Annotated in this window: 18 protein-coding genes and 1 riboswitch; of the genes, 6 read left to right on the top strand and 12 right to left on the bottom strand. The window is 65.4% G+C overall.

Annotated elements, in window-relative coordinates; genetic code table 11:
- Nucleotides 1-144 precede the first annotated feature (144 nt).
- The 3 genes from CFR71_RS09945 to CFR71_RS09930 all read right to left on the bottom strand — a co-directional run bounded on the left by CFR71_RS09945 (nt 145) and on the right by CFR71_RS09930 (nt 3,243).
- Nucleotides 145-936 (bottom strand): ABC transporter ATP-binding protein, encoded by a 792-nt coding sequence (locus tag CFR71_RS09945; protein WP_110530640.1) that lies wholly within the window; start codon nt 934-936, stop codon nt 145-147.
- Nucleotides 933-1,718, bottom strand: coding sequence for an MlaE family ABC transporter permease (locus CFR71_RS09940; RefSeq protein ID WP_110530682.1), 786 nt, complete (start codon nt 1,716-1,718; stop codon nt 933-935). Before CFR71_RS09940 ends, CFR71_RS09945 begins: the two co-directional genes overlap by 4 nt.
- A gap of 250 nt (nt 1,719-1,968) precedes the next feature.
- Nucleotides 1,969-3,243 carry a multidrug effflux MFS transporter gene (locus CFR71_RS09930; protein ID WP_110530636.1) on the bottom strand — a complete coding sequence of 425 codons (1,275 nt, stop codon included), beginning with the start codon at nt 3,241-3,243 and terminating at the stop codon, nt 1,969-1,971.
- Between the two features lie 253 nt (nt 3,244-3,496).
- Between CFR71_RS09930 and CFR71_RS09925 the strand changes: the two genes are divergently transcribed.
- Entirely contained in the window at nt 3,497-3,733 is a 237-nt protein-coding gene (locus tag CFR71_RS09925; protein ID WP_110530634.1) for a DUF3297 family protein, read from the top strand.
- A 202-nt stretch (nt 3,734-3,935) separates the two neighbouring features.
- Here the strand turns inward: CFR71_RS09925 and CFR71_RS09920 are convergent, their stop codons facing one another.
- The 7 genes from CFR71_RS09920 to CFR71_RS09885 form a co-directional block, all read right to left on the bottom strand.
- Nucleotides 3,936-6,530 (bottom strand): MMPL family transporter, encoded by a 2,595-nt coding sequence (locus tag CFR71_RS09920; RefSeq protein ID WP_110530632.1) that lies wholly within the window; start codon nt 6,528-6,530, stop codon nt 3,936-3,938.
- 209 nt (nt 6,531-6,739) lie between these two features.
- A complete protein-coding gene (locus CFR71_RS09910; RefSeq protein WP_110530628.1) occupies nt 6,740-7,756 on the bottom strand; it encodes a lysylphosphatidylglycerol synthase domain-containing protein in 1,017 nt (338 codons plus the stop codon).
- Nucleotides 7,757-7,824: 68 nt separating this feature from the next.
- The gene (gene ribH / locus CFR71_RS09905; protein WP_110530626.1) at nt 7,825-8,310 is read right to left on the bottom strand and encodes a 6,7-dimethyl-8-ribityllumazine synthase; all 486 of its coding nucleotides are present in this window, start codon (nt 8,308-8,310) and stop codon (nt 7,825-7,827) included.
- 21 nt (nt 8,311-8,331) lie between these two features.
- Nucleotides 8,332-9,600 carry a 3,4-dihydroxy-2-butanone-4-phosphate synthase gene (ribB, locus tag CFR71_RS09900; RefSeq protein WP_110530624.1) on the bottom strand — a complete coding sequence of 423 codons (1,269 nt, stop codon included), beginning with the start codon at nt 9,598-9,600 and terminating at the stop codon, nt 8,332-8,334.
- Nucleotides 9,600-10,214 carry a riboflavin synthase gene (locus CFR71_RS09895; RefSeq protein WP_110530622.1) on the bottom strand — a complete coding sequence of 205 codons (615 nt, stop codon included), beginning with the start codon at nt 10,212-10,214 and terminating at the stop codon, nt 9,600-9,602. The genes ribB and CFR71_RS09895 overlap by 1 nt, the downstream gene beginning before the upstream one ends.
- On the bottom strand, nt 10,196-11,269 hold the full coding sequence (gene ribD, locus CFR71_RS09890; RefSeq protein ID WP_110530680.1) for a bifunctional diaminohydroxyphosphoribosylaminopyrimidine deaminase/5-amino-6-(5-phosphoribosylamino)uracil reductase RibD: 1,074 nt from the start codon (nt 11,267-11,269) through the stop codon (nt 10,196-10,198). Before ribD ends, CFR71_RS09895 begins: the two co-directional genes overlap by 19 nt.
- A 91-nt stretch (nt 11,270-11,360) precedes the next feature.
- Nucleotides 11,361-11,523: riboswitch (FMN riboswitch) on the bottom strand.
- Between the two features lie 102 nt (nt 11,524-11,625).
- Nucleotides 11,626-12,525: an MIP/aquaporin family protein gene (locus tag CFR71_RS09885; RefSeq protein ID WP_110530678.1), complete on the bottom strand. Its 900-nt coding sequence runs from the start codon at nt 12,523-12,525 to the stop codon at nt 11,626-11,628.
- Between the two features lie 319 nt (nt 12,526-12,844).
- On the opposite strand from CFR71_RS09885, the gene CFR71_RS09880 reads away from it, so the two are divergent.
- Entirely contained in the window at nt 12,845-14,716 is a 1,872-nt protein-coding gene (locus CFR71_RS09880) for a hypothetical protein (RefSeq protein ID WP_408891821.1), read from the top strand.
- Here CFR71_RS09880 and CFR71_RS09875 read toward each other — a convergent pair.
- Entirely contained in the window at nt 14,688-15,242 is a 555-nt protein-coding gene (locus CFR71_RS09875) for a hypothetical protein (protein WP_239019494.1), read from the bottom strand. The genes CFR71_RS09880 and CFR71_RS09875 overlap by 29 nt on opposite strands.
- Nucleotides 15,243-15,526: 284 nt before the next feature.
- Here CFR71_RS09875 and CFR71_RS09870 point away from each other — a divergent pair, with 284 nt between their 5' ends.
- A complete protein-coding gene (locus tag CFR71_RS09870; protein WP_110095138.1) occupies nt 15,527-15,754 on the top strand; it encodes a DUF3126 family protein in 228 nt (75 codons plus the stop codon).
- 78 nt (nt 15,755-15,832) lie between these two features.
- Here the strand turns inward: CFR71_RS09870 and CFR71_RS09865 are convergent, their stop codons facing one another.
- Nucleotides 15,833-16,456 carry a DUF2939 domain-containing protein gene (locus CFR71_RS09865; RefSeq protein WP_110530674.1) on the bottom strand — a complete coding sequence of 208 codons (624 nt, stop codon included), beginning with the start codon at nt 16,454-16,456 and terminating at the stop codon, nt 15,833-15,835.
- Nucleotides 16,457-16,619: 163 nt separating this feature from the next.
- Between CFR71_RS09865 and CFR71_RS09860 the strand changes: the two genes are divergently transcribed.
- From CFR71_RS09860 to CFR71_RS09850, 3 genes are read left to right on the top strand one after another with little or no spacing between them, the layout of a single operon-like run.
- Entirely contained in the window at nt 16,620-17,453 is an 834-nt protein-coding gene (locus tag CFR71_RS09860; RefSeq protein WP_110530619.1) for a HesA/MoeB/ThiF family protein, read from the top strand.
- Nucleotides 17,450-17,863 carry a DsrE family protein gene (locus CFR71_RS09855; RefSeq protein WP_239020349.1) on the top strand — a complete coding sequence of 138 codons (414 nt, stop codon included), beginning with the start codon at nt 17,450-17,452 and terminating at the stop codon, nt 17,861-17,863. The genes CFR71_RS09860 and CFR71_RS09855 overlap by 4 nt, the downstream gene beginning before the upstream one ends.
- Before the next feature lie 17 nt (nt 17,864-17,880).
- Nucleotides 17,881-18,945 (top strand): SH3 domain-containing protein, encoded by a 1,065-nt coding sequence (locus tag CFR71_RS09850; RefSeq protein WP_110530617.1) that lies wholly within the window; start codon nt 17,881-17,883, stop codon nt 18,943-18,945.
- Nucleotides 18,946-19,076: the final 131 nt, after the last annotated feature.

Below are 19,076 nucleotides of genomic sequence, written 5' to 3'. Positions count from 1 at the left end.
CTGTCATAAAGGATCGGCCCGACAATGCCCTGAAATCATAAAAGTTTTTGGTGAAGCTTTTTGCAAAAAGCTTCGAAGGACGTCGCCGTTCTGAAAAAAGGCAACACCCGAAAACTTTTCAGGAAGGTCGTTTCAAACAGCCTCTCAGACGCGGACATCCACCTTGATCGGCCCCTCGCGCCGGCCATGCGTGAACTGGTCAACGATCGGGTTGCCACTGTCCAGAAGCGAGGTCGCCGGTCCCTGCCAGATGAGCCTGCCTTCATACAGCATGGCCGCCTGGTCGCCGATCCGCTGGGCGGAGGCCATGTCATGCGTGATGGCGATGGCGGTCGATCCCAGCTTGCGCACGCAATCGACGATCAGCCCGTCAATGACGGCCCCCATGATGGGGTCAAGGCCGGTGGTCGGTTCGTCAAAGAACAGGATTTCCGGCCGTGCCGCGATCGCGCGCGCCAGCCCGACGCGTTTTTGCATGCCCCCCGACAGTTCGGCGGGCGAAAGCGCGCCCACCGCTGGGTCCATCCCCACCTGTTCCAGCAGTTCGCCCGCGCGTTTCCTGGCGTCAGCACGGCTGATCCGGTGCTTGTGCAGCCGTCCCGCCGCCATCAGGCCGAAGGCGACATTTTCCCAGACCGTCAGGCTGTCAAACAGCGCGGCGTTCTGGAACAGCATCCCGATCTTTTCCATATAGGGTTCGCGATGGCGCGGCGACAGGGTGGTTACGTCCACGCCGTCGATTTCGATCGTCCCCGCATCCGGCGTCACCAGCCCGAGGATGCAGCGCAGCAGCACCGACTTGCCCGTGCCCGACCCCCCGATGATGACGAACGACGTGCCCGCCATGACGTCGAGGTCCACCCCGTTGAGCACCACTTTCGGGCCAAAGGATTTGCACAGGCCGCGAATGCGGATTTTCGGCGTCTGTCCGGTCATTGCGAAAAGAACACATCCGTCAGGAGGTAATCAAAGGTCAGCAGCAGGATGGAGGCCGCGACGACCGCCGCCGTCGTGGCCGCCCCCACGCCTTCCGCCCCGCCACGGCTGTGATAGCCGTGATAGCAGCCCATCAGCGCGATCAGGAAACCGAAGATCGCGGCCTTGGCCAGCCCCACGGTCACGTCCATCATCTTGAACGAGGACAGCGTCGCGGAAATATAGGCCTGCGGCACGAAGTTGAGCTTCATGACACAGACGATGAAGCCCCCCATGACGCCAAGGATGTCGGCCACGATCACAAGGAACGGCAGCGCCAGCGTCCCCGCCAGCAGGCGCGGGGTGACAAGGTATTTGATCGGGTTGGTCGAAAGCGTGCTGAGCGCGTCGATCTGGTTGGTGACCCGCATCGTGCCGATTTCCGCCGACATCGCCGCCCCCACGCGCCCCGCCACCATCAGGCCCGCCAGAACGGGGCCGAGTTCGCGCGTGACCGCAAGGATGACGATGCCCGCGATCGCGCTCTGCGCATGGTACTGCGCAAACCCGGTATAGGACTGCAGCGCGATCACTCCCCCCGAAAACAGCGCCGTCAGCGCGACGACCGGCAGGGAGAAATAGCCGATTTCAATCAGCGATCCCCAGAACGTCCGCCAGTAGAAGGGAGGGCGTACCAGGTGGGACACCGCCAGCAGGCCGAACAGCGTCACCTGCCCCGCCATGCGCACCATGTCGAGGAGCGTGCGGCCGATGCCCGCGATGAAATCGAGGATTTTATCCACGCGCATCCCCCATGGGGATCAGCGGCGTGAAGGGGGAAGTTGGGTCGGACATGTTCCTGCCGTAGCGCGGGATGATGCCGGCGTCAAAGCCAAAGCGCGTGACCCGAACCGCATGTTCGCAGGAAAATTCTCGAAGTCCCAAAAAAAGGCGGCGTCGCGAGACGCCGCCGGAGTTTAGGGAGGAAACGTCCATGAAGCGCACACGTCATGCGGCTTCATGGACGAAGATGGAAAAAGCGCACGACCGGTGTCAAGCGGAAGTGCCAGAAAGGGCGGCGGCTGATACTTTTTTGTCACATATATGTCGCCACACATTGCAGCCCGTCATGGCGGCTACGCCCACCATGATCGTGACCGCCAGCGGCGTGGGACTGTGGAAGGTCACATGCCCCAGCACGAATCCGCTGAACGCCGCGAGCGAGAACTGGATCGTCCCCATAAGGGCCGAGGCACTTCCGGCCTGATGTCCGTGATGCGTGAACGCCAGCACCATCGCGTTCGGCCCGATAAAGCCCAGCGTGCCGGTAATGCCCATGATCAGCGCGCAGATCACCGCCGGATGCCCCGGCCCGGCAAAACCGGACAGCGACAGCCCGAGGCACAGCATGCTGATGCACAGGCAGACAAGGATGCCCACGTTCAGCAGCCGCGTCAGGGGATGGCGATGGACCAGCCAGCCGTTGATCTGCGCCCCCGTGATGAAGAATGCCGCGTTGAGCCCGAAGAACACTCCGAACTGCGCGGGGGTGAAGTGCAGCAGCTTTTCAAACAGGATCGGCGACGCCGTGAGGTAGGCGAACATCACGAAGGAGGCAAAGCTGGTGATAAGGGCGCTCGACATGAAAACCGGTTCGCGCACCAGCCCGATATACCGCGTCGCGATCCCCGACAGCGACAGCGCGATGCGCCTGTCGCGCGGCATCGTGTCGGGCAGCATGGACGCCGTCCACGCAAGGCCCACCACGGCATAGATCACCGCGACCCAGAAAATCCACCGCCAGTGCCCGACCGACAGCACGAGGCTCCCCAGCGAGGGGGCGAGGATGGGCATCAGGCCGAACACCAGCGTCAGCTGCGACATGATCTTCGCCCCCTGCCGTCCCGTGGCGACGTCGCGCACGATGGCGCGCGGCACCACGCTGCACGCCGACCCGCCAAGTGCTGCGACAAACCGGCACAGGCAGAACAGGTCCAGCGTGGTGGCGCACGCGCATCCGATGGAGGCTACGAGGAAAATCGCCAGCCCCCCGATCAGCGGCGTGCGCCGGCCCAGCCGGTCCGAAAGCGGCCCCATGCTGAACTGTCCCACCGCCAGTCCGGCGAACCACGCGGCCAGCGTGATCTGGCTGGCGCCGTTGCGGCCATGCGCCAGGTCCTGGTCCAGCACGGGAAAGGCAGGCAGGTACATGTCGGTCGAAAGCGGGCCGATCGCGGTCAGCAGCCCCAGCAGCCCGATCATCCAGAACGGCATGAGCGGCGGTAGCGTGGATGAGGCGGTGCGGGTGGTCGTGGTGGCGATGGACATGGGGAATACGGCTTCTGCGCGGGGATGCGGCCCGGGATGTTACGGCGCGGGGCGGGGATAAAACGGGGTTTCATATCCGTGGTTTCGGGGGTGTTTGTCCATGTTTTCGTGACGCGATGCCCCGGCGTGCCCACATAACGGAGGGGCGTCGCGCGCATACCGTCATGGCGGCGACTCCGCTGCTTGGATTACATCGGCGGAGCCGCTATGTCAGGCATGCTCCGGATTACCAGCAACCACGAAGAGATCGCACATGACCGATACACCGCCCGACCGCCTGTCCGCCAATCCCTCCAGCCCGTTTTACAACGAGGCCCTGCTGGAACGCGGCATTGGCGTCAAATTCAAGGGTGTCGAGAAAAACAATGTCGAGGAATACTGCATCAGCGAAGGCTGGGTCCGCCTTGCCGTGGGCAAGAGCACGGACCGCCATGGCAACCCGATGACCATGATGGTGCGCGGCCCGGTCGAGGTCTGGATCAAGGGCTGAGACCCGTCGCACAAATGCGACGGGATGGCCTGAGTATAAGATAACAGAAGTTTTCGGGTGCCGCCTTTTTTTAAAAAGGTGGCGTTCCTTTGAAGCTTTTTGAAAAAAGCTTCACCAAAAACTTTTTGAAATTTGCAGGATTTCTCAAGGGCGCGTTTTTTGTCAGGTCAGGGGCCGCGGGCACCCTGACCTGACGACGGGCTTATTCCTCGTCAATCGCGCGCTTGGGCAGCAGGGCCGGCACGAAGATCAGCGTCGCCATCAGCGTGCAGGCCAGCGACAGCAGCAGCAGCCGGCCCATGCTGGCCGTTCCGGGATGGTGCGACGCGGCAAGCGAGCCGAACGCCGTGCCTGTCGTCAGCGCGGAAAACAGCACCGCGCGCGCCGTGGGACTCGACAGCGGCATCTTCACGCCAGCGCGCCAGTTCATGACGAAATAGATGTTGAACGACACGCCCACCCCAAGCAGCAGCGGCAGGGCAATGATGTTGGCGAAATTCAGCTGTTCCGGCACCACCACGATCAGGATGACGGTCATCAGCGCCGACAGCAGCAGCGGCGCCAGCACCAGCGCGGAATCCAGCAGCCGGCGCAGCGCGATCGACAGGATGATCGCGATCATCACGATCGCGGCGCACGCGGCCATGACAAAGGCATGGACCATCGTGGCGGCACTTTCGACGATGTCGATGGCGCTGCCCGCCGCCGTCGGCGCGACCTTGCGGATGCTGTCGACATAACGGTGCAGGGCGGTATTGCCGGTCATCTGCTTGGTGGGATGCACCTCAACCAGCGCGCGTCCGTCAGGCAGCAGGTAATCGTTGGCCAGGATGGGCGGCACGTCGGATATCGAAACCGGCTTGGCCTGCAGCATGGTCCGCAGCATGTCCAGCTGCATCGGCAGGAAATGGACCAGTGCCTCGTTCGCGTTCATCACGGTCTGGTCATCCGCCTGCGACAGGCGCATCAGCGCCGACTGGATCTGGCGCAGGGGATCATTGGCCGCCAGCTTGTCCAGCACCCCGCCCAGATCGGCGGCCGTCTTGGCCGCGGCCTCGCGCAGGGCGGCGGCGTCCGGCGCGGGTTTGGGGTTGGGCACGATCAGGGTCGGCAGCATGATGTTGGCCGCGTCCTGGATCATCGGCAGCTTGGTCTTCTGGTCCGCCGGCACCAGCGATCCCAGCCACAGCGCGTCATGCACCAGCGGCAGTTGCGACAGCTTGTCCGACATCGCATGTGCCTGATCCAGGTCGGGCATCAGCACATCGACCGAATAGGGCGAATACTGCGGCTCCGACATCAGCATGCCCAGCGTGACCATCCCCTCGGACTTCGGGTTCTTGGTATGCAGCGGGTCGGCGTCGAACGTCAGGGTCGGGATCAGCCCCGCGCCCACCAGCGCAAGGCAGGCGAACACGCCAAGGATGATCCTGCGATGGTGGCGGATGGCGATGTCGATGGGACGCGCGAACGCGAACCCGACCGAGCCATGGCCCGCTGTCGGGCGGAAAATCCGCAGCAGCGCGGGCAGCAGCGTCAGCGTGCAGACAAAGGCGAAAATCATGCCAAAGCCCGCGATCAGGCCCAGCTGCGCCACGCCGACAAAGGCGGTGGGCGTAAAGGCAAGGAAGCCAGCCGACGTCGCGGTCGCCGCCACCAGGATCTGATGGCCGGTTTCGTTGCCTGTGCGCTCCAGCGCGTCATGCAGGCTGGGCACGACCCCGTCGGGCAGGGACTGCGCACGGAAACGCACGCAGAACTGGATGGCGAAATCCACCGCGATGCCAACGAACAGGATGGCGAATGCCACGGAAATCAGGTTCAGCTTGCCCACCGCCAGCGCGGCGAACCCGGTGGTCAGCAGCAGTCCCGTCACCAGCGTGATGATGATCGGCGCGATCAGGCGCCACGTATGGACCGCAAGGACCAGCCACAGCGTCACCAGCACCAGCGACCCCAGCAGGCCGGCCACCATGCCTTCGGCCACGGTGGCGAACTCCTCGTCCGCGATCTGGATATCGCCGGTGATGTGGATATGCGCCTGTCCCGATTTGACGAACGGCAGGTCGCGCGCCGCCGCGCGCATGGCGTCGGCCGCCGCCCCGCCGGGCTGGAATGAATCGTAATCAAGCTTGGGCTGCGTCACGACGAACTGGTACTTGCCCCCCATGTCGGCAAGGTCGCCCGCCAGCAGGCGTTCCCACGACATGGTTTCGGGGTGGCCCTGCGCGGCATGATCCAGGGTCGCGGCAAAACCCGTCAGCGCGGAGGCGAACCCCTTGAGGTCGCCTTCGCCATGCTGGATGCCCAGCGCGATCATCGACAGCGCGCCAAACAGGCCGCGTCCCGACGGGTCCGCCGCCAGCTGCCCCAGGAACGGCTGCGCGGTGATGGTGGTGTCCAGCACGTGCTCCAGCGCCTTGGGGTCAAGGAACATCAGCCCGTTGCGCACGAGGTAGGGATCGGTCTGTGGCGTGGTGACGTAATTGAAATGCGCGTGGTCGCCCTTGAGCCTTGCCGCAAGGTCGATCGCCGTCTGCTGCGCCTCCTCCGGCAGGGCCGCGTCGATTACCGCGACCAGCTGGTCCTGTTTCTGCGGGAACAGCCGTCCCATTTCATCCGAACGCTGCTTCCACGGCAGATCGGACGAGAACATGGTGCCCGTGTCGGTGGTAACGCCCAGCCGGGTATAGCTTGCGAACGTCGCCCCCCCGGCCAGCACGGCAAAGAGCAGGACCACCGCAATGGCCTGTTTGGAACAGAACGCGACAAGACGCCCAAGGGGTACCGATAGCATGACGAGTTATTCAGCCCTTCAGAAACCGTTGCCGATGCGTATTTCGTCCTGGCACCGGGTGGAAGAGCCTCGGTTTGGCCCATGAAGCCCCGATGATGCAAGGCGGTTCTTTGTTACCGTGCCCGCAGCGTATGGCATGAACATGGCGTGCGAGGGGGGATGCGACGCATGCGCGCGCGTCACGCCCCTGCGGGCGGCGGGCGCGATTTTCATGACTGTTCCGGAACTTCGCGGACCTGTGCGGGTGTTTTCGCATCGGGCGGCGCGATCCAGTGAAGCTCCATCCACTGCCACCCCACGAGGGAGGGCAGGCCCCATGCGATTTCACGTAATCGTTTGATCAGCGACAGGGCGATCGCGATCTGCGGCGAGACGCCGAACAGGCCCGCGATGATGATGTACCCCCCTTCCGACACGCCCAGCGCGCCGGGCACGGCAAAGCCCGCCGATTTTGCCGCCTGTCCCACGCTTTCGATCACAAGGCACTGCGGCAGGGACAGCGGGTGGCCCACGCCATGCAGGATGATGCTGACCTCGAACGTGCCAAGCGACCATCCCAGCAGTTGCAGGGCGCCCGCGCGCAGCGAACTGCTGCGCGTCTTGTACAGCGTGATGATTTCGTGGTGCAGCCCGCGTATGTCCTCCATCCCGCCCCATCCCAGATGGTCGGCGATGCGCATCAGCAGCCCCTCAATCAGCGAGACCGCGCCCAGGTACTGGCTACCGAAAAAGACCGCGCCCAGCAGCAGCGCCGCGCCCGCGCTTTCCATCAGTTCGTCCGTCACGGCGGAACGGTTGACCAGGCAGAACAGCACCCCCAGCCCGATCAGGGTGAACGTCACCTGGCTGAGCAGTTCGATCGTCAGGTCGCAGATGGTCGCGGCGGCGGCGCGGCGCAGGCCCACGCCATGCCGGCGCGACAGCAGGCGGGCCGAAATCACCTCGCCCCCCACCTGGGCCACCGGCAGCAGGTTGTTGATACCCTCGCGCGCGCAGCGCAGGGCAAGGAAATCCCCCAGCGGAAGCGGCCTGCGATGGCTTTCGGTCAGGATTTTCCATGCCAGCGCGGAGGCACAGACCTGCGTTGCGTGAAACACGATAACGGCGGCGACGCTCCACCCCCCCGTGGCGATCAGGCCAAGGATGTCATGCAGGCCGAAACGGGAGAGCATCCATATCGTCAGCCCGATCCCGAATGTTCCGGCGATGAAAGTGATCAGCCTCATCCGCCGTCCTTCTGTCGCGCCAGTGTCCCTGCCCGCGCGCGGGTGTCGCGCGCGGGTATGTCACAACCTTAACAGCCTCTTATTTTCTGTATCAATGCAAGACTTTCGACACAGGCGGCCACGGCCTCGCGTCCCTTGTTGTGGATGTCGTCGCGCGAACGCACCACGGCCTGTTCATCGGTATAGGTGGTCAGGACGCCGAACGCGACCGGGACCTCGGTCGAAAGCGACGCCTGCATCAGGCCCACGGCCGCGCCAAGGCTGATGAATTCGAAATGCGCGGTATCGCCCTTGATGACGCAGCCAAGGCAGACCACGCCGTCGTAACGGCCCGTTTTCGCCAGCGTCTGCGCCAGCAGCGGCAGTTCGTACGCGCCGGGGGCATACAGGATATCGTCGTCGCGCATGGTGATGTCATGTTCACGCAGCCACGCCAGCGCGCCGTCACGCAGCCCGTGCGTCACGGTTTCGTTGAAGCGGCTCACCACGATGGCCAGGCGCGGTGGCCGGGCAAATGTCAGGTCCACGGTGGTGGAGGGGATGTTTGTGCTCATCAACTGGTTCCTGAAGGGGCCTTATTCCTCGACCGGCGCGGTCGCGGGCAGGCAGAGCTTGTGGCCCATGCGGGTGCGCTTGGCATCCAGATAGGCGCGGTTGAACGGGTTGGGCGCGATATCCAGCGCGACGCGCCTGCGGACATCGAACCCATGCCGCGTCAGGGCGCTGACCTTGTCGGGGTTGTTGGTCATCAGGTCCAGCGTCCCGATCCCCAGCGCGCGCAGGATGTCGGCAGCGACGTTCCAGTCCCGCGCGTCGGTGTCGAAGCCGAGGCGGTGGTTGGCGTCCACGGTGTCGAGTCCCATGTCCTGCAGCGCATAGGCGCGGATCTTGTTCGCCAGCCCGATCCCGCGTCCCTCGTGCCCCTGCAGATAGACAAGCACGCCCGCGTCGGCGCGGTCGATGCGTTCAAGTGCCGCCTGCAGCTGCGCCCCGCAGTCGCAGCGCAGCGACCCCAGCGCGTCGCCCGTCACGCATTCCGAATGCAGCCGCACCAGCGGGACCGTGCCCTTCGCATCGGGCTTTCCCTTGACCATCGCGACATGTTCCGTCCCGTCCGGGGCGCGGAAGGCGTGGATGATCATATCCTCGCCGCCAAAGCGGCTGGGCAGTCGCGCCTGCGCCACCTGTTCGACGCGGGGGAAGGGGGATGCGGGTTCGCCCGGCGTGGTCGCGGCCTGCGCGCGCGCACGCAGCCACGCCGCGAGTTCTGCGATGGAAAGGATCGGCAGCCCGTGCTTTTTTGCGAAGGGACGCAGGTCGTCCATGCGCGACATGGTGCCGTCCTCGTTCGTGATTTCGCAGATCACGGCCGCCGGAATCAGGCCGGCCAGGCGCGCGAGGTCGATCGAGGCCTCGGTATGCCCGTCGCGTTCCAGCGTCCCGCCCGGCTTCGCGCGCAGCGGGAAGATATGCCCCGGCGAGACAAGGTCCGACGGTCGCGCGTCCGGCGCCACGGCCGCAAGGATGGTGCGCGCGCGGTCGGCGGCGGAAATGCCGGTGGTCACGCCCTCGCGCGCCTCGATCGAGACGGTGAACGCCGTGCCGCGCGGGCAGGTATTGACCTGCGTCATCATCGGCAGGCCCAGCTGCGTCACGATGGCGGGGGCCAGCGGCATGCATACGAGGCCACGGGCATGGGTGATCATGAAATTGATCGCCTCTGGCGTGACCAGCTCGGCCGCCATCACCAGGTCGCCCTCGTTCTCGCGGTCCTCGTCATCGACAAGGATGACCATGCCGCCACGCCGGATGGTCGCGACCGCTTCTTCCAGCCGGGGGGGCATCAACGGTACTGGCATAATGTCTCCACGTATTTTGCGATGACATCCACCTCCACGTTGACCGTCGCGCCAGGCGTCAGCGTGCCCAGCGTGGTGTGGTCCCATGTGTGGGGGATGATCATGAGTTCGATGCGGAATTCGTCGGGATCGCCGTCCGCCCCCGGCGCACCCACGGCGTTCAGCGTCAGGCTGATGCCATCAAGGGTGATCGACCCCTTGTCCACCAGATAGCGCCGCAGCCGCGCGGGCACGGCAAAGGCGATGTGGCGTGCCTCCCCATCCGGGGTGATGGACAGCAGCCGCGCCGTGGCGTCCACGTGTCCCTGCACGATATGGCCCGACAGGCGGGTGGCGGGCGTCACCGCGCGTTCAAGGTTGACGCGGCGTCCGGGCGCAAGCTGGCGCAGGGAGGTGCATTCCAGCGTTTCGGGACTGATGAAGAACGCGGCATTGCCCGCCGCGTCGAACTCCGTCACCGTCAGGCACACGCCGTTGACCGCGATGCTTTCCCCCAGCGAAAGGTCCGTGATGCCCGTGTCCACCCGGATTTCAAGGTCGCGTTCGCCCGGGCGCGTGGTGGTGACGGTTCCCAGATGTTCTATGATCCCAGAAAACATGCCGTTCCTTTCGGGGTGTTCAGTTCGCGAAACAGGCGCAGCGGCGTGTCCGTGCCCGTGCGGATGGCGACATCCAGCGTCTCCGTCCCGTCAGGGCGCACGCCGATCGTCAGCCAGTCATCCCAGATGTCATGTTCACGCAGCGCGGACAGCAGGCCCGGCCCGGCCTCCACCAGCGCCCACATCGCCCCGGCCTGTCCCAGAATGTCGGGCAGGTCGCGCACATCGGTGCAGGTCCGCACGTCAAAGCCACGGGCCCGCGCGGCGTCGGCATATTCCGCGTCCACCTGCCCGCGCGTGGTGCAGATCGCCAGCAGGCGCGGCATGCGGTCCGGATGGTCGGGAATGCGCCGCACATCAAGGCCGGGGCGGTCCGTGGCGATGGTGCCGGTGGCCGTGACCACCGCGTCGGTCGCGCGACGCAGGCGGTGGGCCAGGTCCAGCGCCGCCGCCGAGGTAAAGGTCGTGCGTCCGGCAGGCGGGATCATCGAGCCGGTGGCGTCAAGCGCCTGCTTGACCGTGATCCATGCCTTGCCCGTGCGCGTCAGGCGGGCGAAGGGCATGATCAGGCTGCGGCACTGCTGCGCCAGCCATCGGGCGTCGGGGGTGTCGTATCCGGACAGGAACCGCACGTCGCACCCCGCATTGCGGAGGTAGTCGGCACCGCCGCCGGCGACGTTGGGATTGGGGTCGGCGGCCCCGATCCAGACCGTGCGGATGGGGGTGTGCATGATCGCCTGCGAACACGGCCCGGTGCGGCCGGTGTGGTTGCATGGCTCCAGCGTCACGACGATGGTGCGGGCGCGTTCGATCAGGCCGAGTTCACGGCACAGCCCGATGGCCCGGGCCTCGGCATGGGGGGTGCCGGCGCGGTGATGCGCGCCGACGCACAGGATTTCCCCGGCGTCATCAAGGATCGCGCATCCCACGGGCGGATTGGGCGCCGTCGCGCCGACATGGCGGACGGCCTCCGCCACGGCTGCGTGGAAGGCGCGGTCTATGAAGGGGGGAAGCCCGGTCGCCCTTGTCCCCGTGCGTGCATGTCCGACTGACATGTCCACGACGATACTCTCCATCCCATGCGGACGGACCCAGGGCGCACGACGCCTGCATGCCGCCCCCATGTGTGGGGACGGGCATCCTGACATGCGTTCTCTATCATCCGGACTGTAACCGTCGGTTCCGGGGTCTCACCGGATCTGCTGACCCTGCTGGCGAATGCCGGCAGGCGCTCGCGGACTGATGACGCAATCACAGGATCGCGCCAAACACCGCCGGTGGGGAATTGCGCCCCGCCCCGAGAACGTCTGCGGGCCGGTTCCCATGAACCAGCCCATCAACTGCGCTATAGTTTGGGAAGATCGGAACGCGATTGCAAGTCCCGGCCGCGATCACATTCCCTTATAACCCCTTATGGCCGTGGGGCGGGTGTCTTGCGCGTGGGATGCCACAGGGAGGGGACGCGCCCGTGATGGCCGAAATTCACCAGCCGCGCCTCCTCGACCTCCATCCGGCCAAAGACATGGGTGCGGATCGCCAGCACCGACAGCGACGCCCCCGCGAACGGCCCGATGGCATAGATCCAGAACGATGCCCACTGTCCGGAGAAGATGGCGGGCGCGAAGCTGCGCGCGAGGTTGGAGCTGTTGCCCGACAGCCATGCCGACACGGGGTTGAGCAGCAGGAAGAACAGGCCCCCAGCCCATGGCGTCAGTTCCTTGAAGCGGGGATGTCCCGCCAGCCAGTACAGCATCAGGATCAGCAGGCCGGTCAGCACCAGTTCGGTGACCAGCGGCCACAGGATCGGGACGGACGCGGCAGGCACCGTCGCGGCATAGCCGGCCGCCGTCACGATATGTCCCCATGACGGAAACATCCCCGCGACGCATGCCAGAAGCCACGTCCCCAGGCACGCCCCGATGATCTGGGCCACGACATAGCCGCACAGGTCGATCCACCCCAGCTTCCCCGCCAGCGCGAACGCCAGGGAGACCGACGGGTTCACATGCGCGCCGCTTACTTTCCCGAACGGGGTCATTGCCGCCACCGTGCCCGACAGGCCGAAGAACAGGCCGCATAATGCCGTCTGGATGATGGGGTGGGGGGCCAGCCATATCCCGACCGGCGTCTGCGGCACCGTCAGGATCGCAACCGAAATGATGCCGCAGATCATCAGGACGGCCGTCGCCACCATCTCGCACCCGTACAGGGTCCAGTGCAGGGGGTGGTCGGGATGGGCCGCGCCGGAAAGGGGGCGGTCATCCACCGGGGGCCGGGAAGCCGGGGGGAGGGAAGAGGATGTCGTGTTCATGCCGCCGTGCTTCCATGCAGTGAAATCCAGTGCCCGAAATGGACGCGCGACCACGAATATAGGAAGAAATATTACGAAATATATATAATCATGCGAATATAAGCTGCTGAATTAAATAATAACCAAATATCTGTTTTTCAAATTTTTATTGATGAGACATGCTACGACAAAGTGTATGCGAAAAAACATCATCGTGACATGAAATACTTGTGTGCCAGCGTGCGGTGCGCGCCGGATCCACCTCTCCGCCCGTCGGGCGATGTTGTTACACATGCGATGATGTCTTTTGTATTTACTTGAAGGACTGCGTGCCGGACTGATGTGCTGTTGGCGGAATCTGCCTGACCCTGCCTGCGACCGCCGCCACGCGCGCGCGTGGCGGCGGCTGGCGCGTGGCGCGGGGGCGATGCTGCCGGGGGTCCTCGTGATCTGCGCCGCCCTGCCGGCCCGGGCGGACGACCTGGCGGAAATCCAGGCCATCCGCGAGGAGATGCGCCGGCTGGAGGCCAAGGTCGAACGGCTGGAGGCCCATCACGCGCATGCGCCGGGGAACGGCATGCATGCCTCCATCAGCCACGGCGTGCGCCAGAACCAGCTGTCGGGTGGGGGGGCGACGGGGGTGTCGTCGCATCCGATCGACCCGCATGCCGTGCCCGACCTGCGGCACCTGTCGATCGGGGGGGCAGCGGTTTCCCCCGATGCCCAGACTGCGGCGGAGGAGGCCAACGAATCCGTACAGGACAACGACAACCAGCAGCAGCCGCAGCTGAACATGGATTCCTCCAGCCCGCTGTCGATCACGCAGACGGGCGTGGACAGCCTGCCGCCGGTGTTCCGCATTGGCGGCGTGTCGGTGCGCCTGGGCGGCTTCATCGACTTTTCCAACATCTACCGCAGCAAGAACCTGACCAGCGGCCCCGCGACCAGCTGGGGCAGCTTCCCCTATGCCAACAGTCCCAACGCCCATACCGGCGAGTACCGTCCCTCGGCGCAGCTGACGCGACTGAGCGTGCTGCTGCAGGGAACGCCGACGGACCATCAGGTGCTGTCGGCCTATATCGAAACCGATTTCGGCGGCGCGGCGGGCACGGCCAACAGTTACCAGACCAACAGCTATACCCCGCGTATCCGTCAGGCCTACATGACCTTCAGCGATACGAAATGGGGGTTCCATGTCCTTGCGGGGCAGGCGTGGAGCCTGACGACAGGCTATACGCAGGGGCTGCTGTCGCGGCATGAGCAGCTGCCGCCGGTGGTCGACAACAACCAGATCCCCGGCATCGTCTTTACCCGCGTGCCCCAGATCCGCTTCATCAAGGATTTCGGGCGCAAATGGTGGGTGGGCCTGTCGTTCGAGGCCCCGCAGGTCGCCTTTGCCGAATCGGATGGCATGCTGAATGACGGCACGCTGGAACCGGGCGTGGGCATGCGTGGCGGCACCGACATCCTGTATAACAACAGCGGTTCGGGCATGCTGAACCCCAACGCCAAATACAGCATGGACGTGGCCCCGGACATCGTGCTCAAGGGCGCGCTGGATACCCGCCTCGCGCATTACGAGGTGTATGGCCTGGCGCGGTGGTTCAAGTCGCTGGCGAAGACCTATGGCAGCAATTCGATCCGTGAACGCGTATCGTTCGCCGGCGGCGTGGGGGGCGACATCACCGTCCATGCCATTCCCAAATTCCTGCAGGTCACGGGCAACGTGCTGGCGGGCAAGGGCATCGGGCGATATGGCCCGTCGATGATTTCGGACGCCACGTTCAAGCCTGACGGCACGCCCGCGCCCATTCCCGAACTGATCGGCAGCCTGGGCCTGATCGGCCATCCGACCAACAACGTGCTGCTGTATCTGTATGGCGGGATCGAGACGGCGGGACGCCGCACCTATCGCGGGCTGGATGGCATGCAGTACGGATACGGCGTCAGCGACCTCGACCTCGAATCGTGCAATATCGAGGAAATCACGTCGAGCACATGTAACGCGCAGACCCGCACCATCGCCGACATGACGGTGGGCGGATGGTGGCATGTGCTGCAGGGACGTTATGGCGCGGTGATGACCGGCGTGCAGTACACCTACGTCCACAAGATCGCCTTCAGCGGCAATAACGGGGCGGGCCGGTCGGTCGACCCGACCACGGGCGGCAATACGATTTACGTCACTTTCCGCTATCTGCCGTTTCAGTAAGCGGGGCGTGAAGCGCCGTCAGGCAGTCGGTGACCTGGTGGTTGAGGTGGATGTCATGCACCCCCTGCACGCCGCGGATGACATCCGTGCGCCAGCGTTTCGGCATCCTGGTGTCCACGCAGATCGCCCCCCCGCCCAGAAGCGGCCCGTTGCCGGGATCAAGGACCTGCAGCACGGCATGCGGGTTGCGCACGATTGCGCGTCGTAACGCGCCCTGCAGCGCCGTGACGTGGGTTTTATCGGTATTGGCGATCAGGTCGGGCACCAGCACGATCCACCCGTCCCACCCCGAGGATACGGCGCGGATCACATGGGGCCATGCCTGCTGCCGGTCCAGTTGCGCCACGCTGTTGCGCGCCCCGTTTTCCGCGATCCGCGCGGCCAGCGCCCGTGCCGTCAGGACGCGCGTGGCCTCCACCGGGGCGCCGGGCGTGGGCTGGGTGCTGGCCGCCAGCGCCGTCAGCCCGATGGGGAGCGCCAGAAGCAGCCACAGCAGCACAAGACGGGTGACGGAGCGTATCCGCAAACTTTTTTCCTATCGCGCTGTTGATGAACCTTAAGTGGCAAAAGACCGGGACTTCGTGGCGATCGCGGGGCAGGGATGGGGAAAATCGGGGGCACGCGGCTGTTGCGGGGGGCACGTCATGTGCCTATAGCGTGCGGCAATATCCGCATTCACTATTCGCATTCACTCTGGCGCCGGACCCGATCCGGCAGGCAGGGACGCGCCCCCCAGGATTTTCCACATGGGCCATCCCGCCCCCGGTTCGCGATCGCGCCACACGCCATCCGCCAAGGAGAACAGGAACGATGACCGCCATTTCCACTTCCGAGATCTCGCGCCTCCAGACCTGCCTGCGCCGCCTGCTGGGATCGCCCGGCCTGACCGTCAACGCGCCGCCGCGCGCGGGGCTGTCGGTCGAACTGGCCGTCAATGGCGAAGTGGTCGGCACCATCCATCGTGACGAGGACGAGGGCGAGGTGTCCTATGCCGTGCACATGACGGTTCTGGAGGAAGACCTGCCCCCCGCGCGCTGAACACGCGACGCGCCATCCCCACGACGCCGTGGGGACCGGCCCGTGCCTGCGTTCATGCGAAAGGGGCGGGTGGGGACGTCAGTGCCGGGTGATGGCGGGCGGCTGCGCCTGCGTGGCGGAGGCCTCCATCAGCGGCTGGCGCGCCGTCGGCAGGTCGATGCGATGGATTTTCCACTGGAACGCATGGATGCGCATCTGAAGGCGCAGCGGCGTTTCGTTTTCATGGCCGGGCATGACGATGCTGGTTTCAAACAGCCCCGGCTTGACGAAACGCGCATGCATCCGCTGCAGGAACATGATGGGCGAAACCGTGTTTGTGCCCTGCCCCTGCGGGACAAGGTGGTCAACGATTTCCCCGAGATTGTCTTCGTTCACATGGACGTCGATGGCGTTGGACACGGCGGTGGAAGCAAAGGACGAGCCGAATTCCGGCAGGTCGTCATCCGCCGGCTTTTCACCGATCAGTTCGTCGATGGCCTGTGTCTTGAGGCTGTCGCGCACCGAATTCCAGCGCAGCGTCTGCCCCAGCCCATGCATGTCATGGCTCTGGATGGCGGAAGAGATCGACCACAATGTGACAAACGGCGACGCGGCATACAGCGATGTTGCCGCGGCAAACGTCCCGGCACATATCCAGCGTGCCTGCTGGCGCCGCATTTCGCACAGCGAGAACGGGATTTTCATGCGGGAAAGAGAAGACATTGTTTTATATTCCCCCATGTGTGGTTTGTGACATGATTCATCTTATACGGGAAACATATCCGGCATGCATTGGTTTCATGAAATGAAGCTCATGGGATCACGAAAACGTGATAATAACGCGGCGCCCGCAGGCTTTGCAATAACAGCGGGCAGGGGATGAAGGGTGGATTTTTCCGAAGAAGAGATACAGCGCTATGCCCGGCACATCCTCCTGCCGGAGGTGGGCGGCACGGGACAGGAAGCCCTGCTCGGGGCCAGCGTTCTCATTGTCGGGGCAGGGGGACTGGGCTCCCCGCTGGCGCTGTACCTTGCCGCGGCGGGGGTGGGGCGCATCGGGCTGGTTGATGACGACGTGGTGGACCTGTCGAACCTGCAGCGCCAGATCGCCCATGTAACGGCGCGGGTCGGCCATGCAAAAGTCGAATCGGCGGCGGCGGCGATGCGGGCCATAAATCCGGGCGTCAGGGTCGATTGTCATAACATCCGGCTGGGTCCTGACAACGTGCGCGAACTGGTTCGCGCCCATGACATCGTGTGCGACGGATGCGACAATTTCGCCACCCGCTACCTGCTGGCCGATGCCTGCGCGCTGGAACGCCGGACGCTGGTGTCCGCCGCGGTCCTGCGGTTCGAGGGACAGCTTTCGACCTTCCGTCCGCATGAGGGCGGTCCCTGCTATCGCTGCCTGTATCCGTCCGCGCCGCCCGCGGGCATGGTGCCCTCCTGCGCCGAAGCCGGCGTGTTCGGCGCCGTGACCGGCGTGATGGGCACGTTGCAGGCGACGGAAGTGCTCAAGGAAATCCTTGGAATCGGGGAGGGGCTGTCGGGAAGGCTGCTGATATGGGATGCACTGGCGATGCGGTTCCATACCATCACCCTGCCCGCCGATCCGGATTGCCGCCTGTGCGGCCCCCATGCCACCATCCATGACCTGTCCGCGCATCGCGCCCACACGCACGGCCCGGCCTGCGCCCATGACGCGGGCGGCGTATCGTGACGGGCGCGGCATCGGGGCATGACGGGGGGGTGGGGGACGGCGATCTTGCGATCCTGCTGCTCGACGGCGGGTATGAACGGGCACATTATGCGCTTGTCCTCGCGGCCTCGGCACTTGCGCTGGGGCGTTCGGTCGTGCTGTTCGCGGCGGGGGGCGGGGTTCACGCCCTGGCGCGCGACTGGCGCGGGCTGCGCGATTCGGGGCGGGACGCCGACATGGCCGCGCGCGGCGTTGCGACATTCGCGACCCTGCGCGACGCGGTGGTCGAACTGGAATGCGGGCTGCTGGCGTGTGAGGCGGGACTGAGGGTATGTGATCTGGCCCCTGACGCGCTTTTGCCATCGGTGCGTGTCGCGGGGGTGCCGACATTTCTGGATGCCGCCCGTGGGCGACAGGTCATCACATTATAAAAGGACTGAGGAACGCGATGGCGCAAGGCACGCGGCATGTTTTCACCCCGCATGTTTCCCCCCCCGCGCGGATGGCGGGAAAACGGGTTGTCCCCTTCATCGGGGGGCGATCGCGTCATCTGTGGGGCGTCGTATGCGTGGCGGCCGTGCTGATGCCCCTCTGGCAGGGCGGCGCGGCGCTGGCGGCCACGACGCCCGCCAGCACGGGCGCGACCGCCACGACCACCCATCACCACCATCACGGCGCCCACCATCACAAGGGCGAAGCGGCGGAAAAGGCGGCGCAAGGCAAGGCGGCATCGGGCAAGAAGGCCCATGCCGGGCACAAGGCAAAGGGTGCCGCCCATCAGCATGAACATGCCGCCTCTTCCACTGCCGCCCCCGCACATCACCATGCGCATCCCGCCGTCGCCGCGCCGGTCGCCGCGGGTGCCGCGACGGCTGCGGCTGCCGCGGCGGCCACGGGTGGCAATGCCGCCGCGCCGCCCGCGCCGGGCGTGCCCCCCGGCGCGCCGGACAAGGGAAGTGTTACGGGCCTGCCGCTGCCGCGTTTTGCCGCATTCCGCGCGGACGAGGTGAACCTGCGTGCCGGGCCGGGGCAGCGTTACCCGATCGAGTGGGTGTACCACCGCCGGGGGCTGCCGGTGAAAATCGAACGCGAATTCGATGTCTGGCGTCTGGTGGAGGACGCGGACGGACAGAAAGGCTGGGTGCATCAGGCAACCCTGGTGGGGACGCGCACGTTCGTCATTCCGGGACAGCCAGTGCAGGGCGATGCGCGGCAGGCCGGGCAACCGTCTGAAAAGGAAACGGATGTCATCGGCCGCGCCGACAGCCGCATCATCGGGCACGTGGCCGACGCGGCGCAGGCGGCAGCCATTCCGGGGGCCATCATGCTGCGGGCGAAGGCTGATCCCGCGTCGCCCGTCGTCGCGGTGCTCAAACCCGGCGTTGTGGGGACGTTGCGCCAGTGCCAGGCCGGTTCGACCTGGTGCCAGGTAACGGTCAAGCAGTATTCCGGCTGGCTGGAACGACAGTCGCTGTGGGGACTGCTGCCACAGGAAGTCATCTCGCCGTCCTGACGGATGCTGGGCGCGCGCGATGGCAGGGTGTTCCCTGCGGTCGCATGCGCGGGGAATACCGGTTCAGGCAATGGCCGGGACCGGGTCGAGCCGCGCGGCATGTTTCCTCGCGCTTGTCCGGTCCGGCAAAG

The organism is Novacetimonas pomaceti, assembly GCF_003207955.1.
In the GTDB taxonomy this organism is placed as follows: Bacteria; Pseudomonadota; Alphaproteobacteria; order Acetobacterales; family Acetobacteraceae; genus Novacetimonas; species Novacetimonas pomaceti.
Note: the sequence above shows the minus strand (reverse complement) of the source record. Positions and strands in the feature narration are given on the sequence as shown.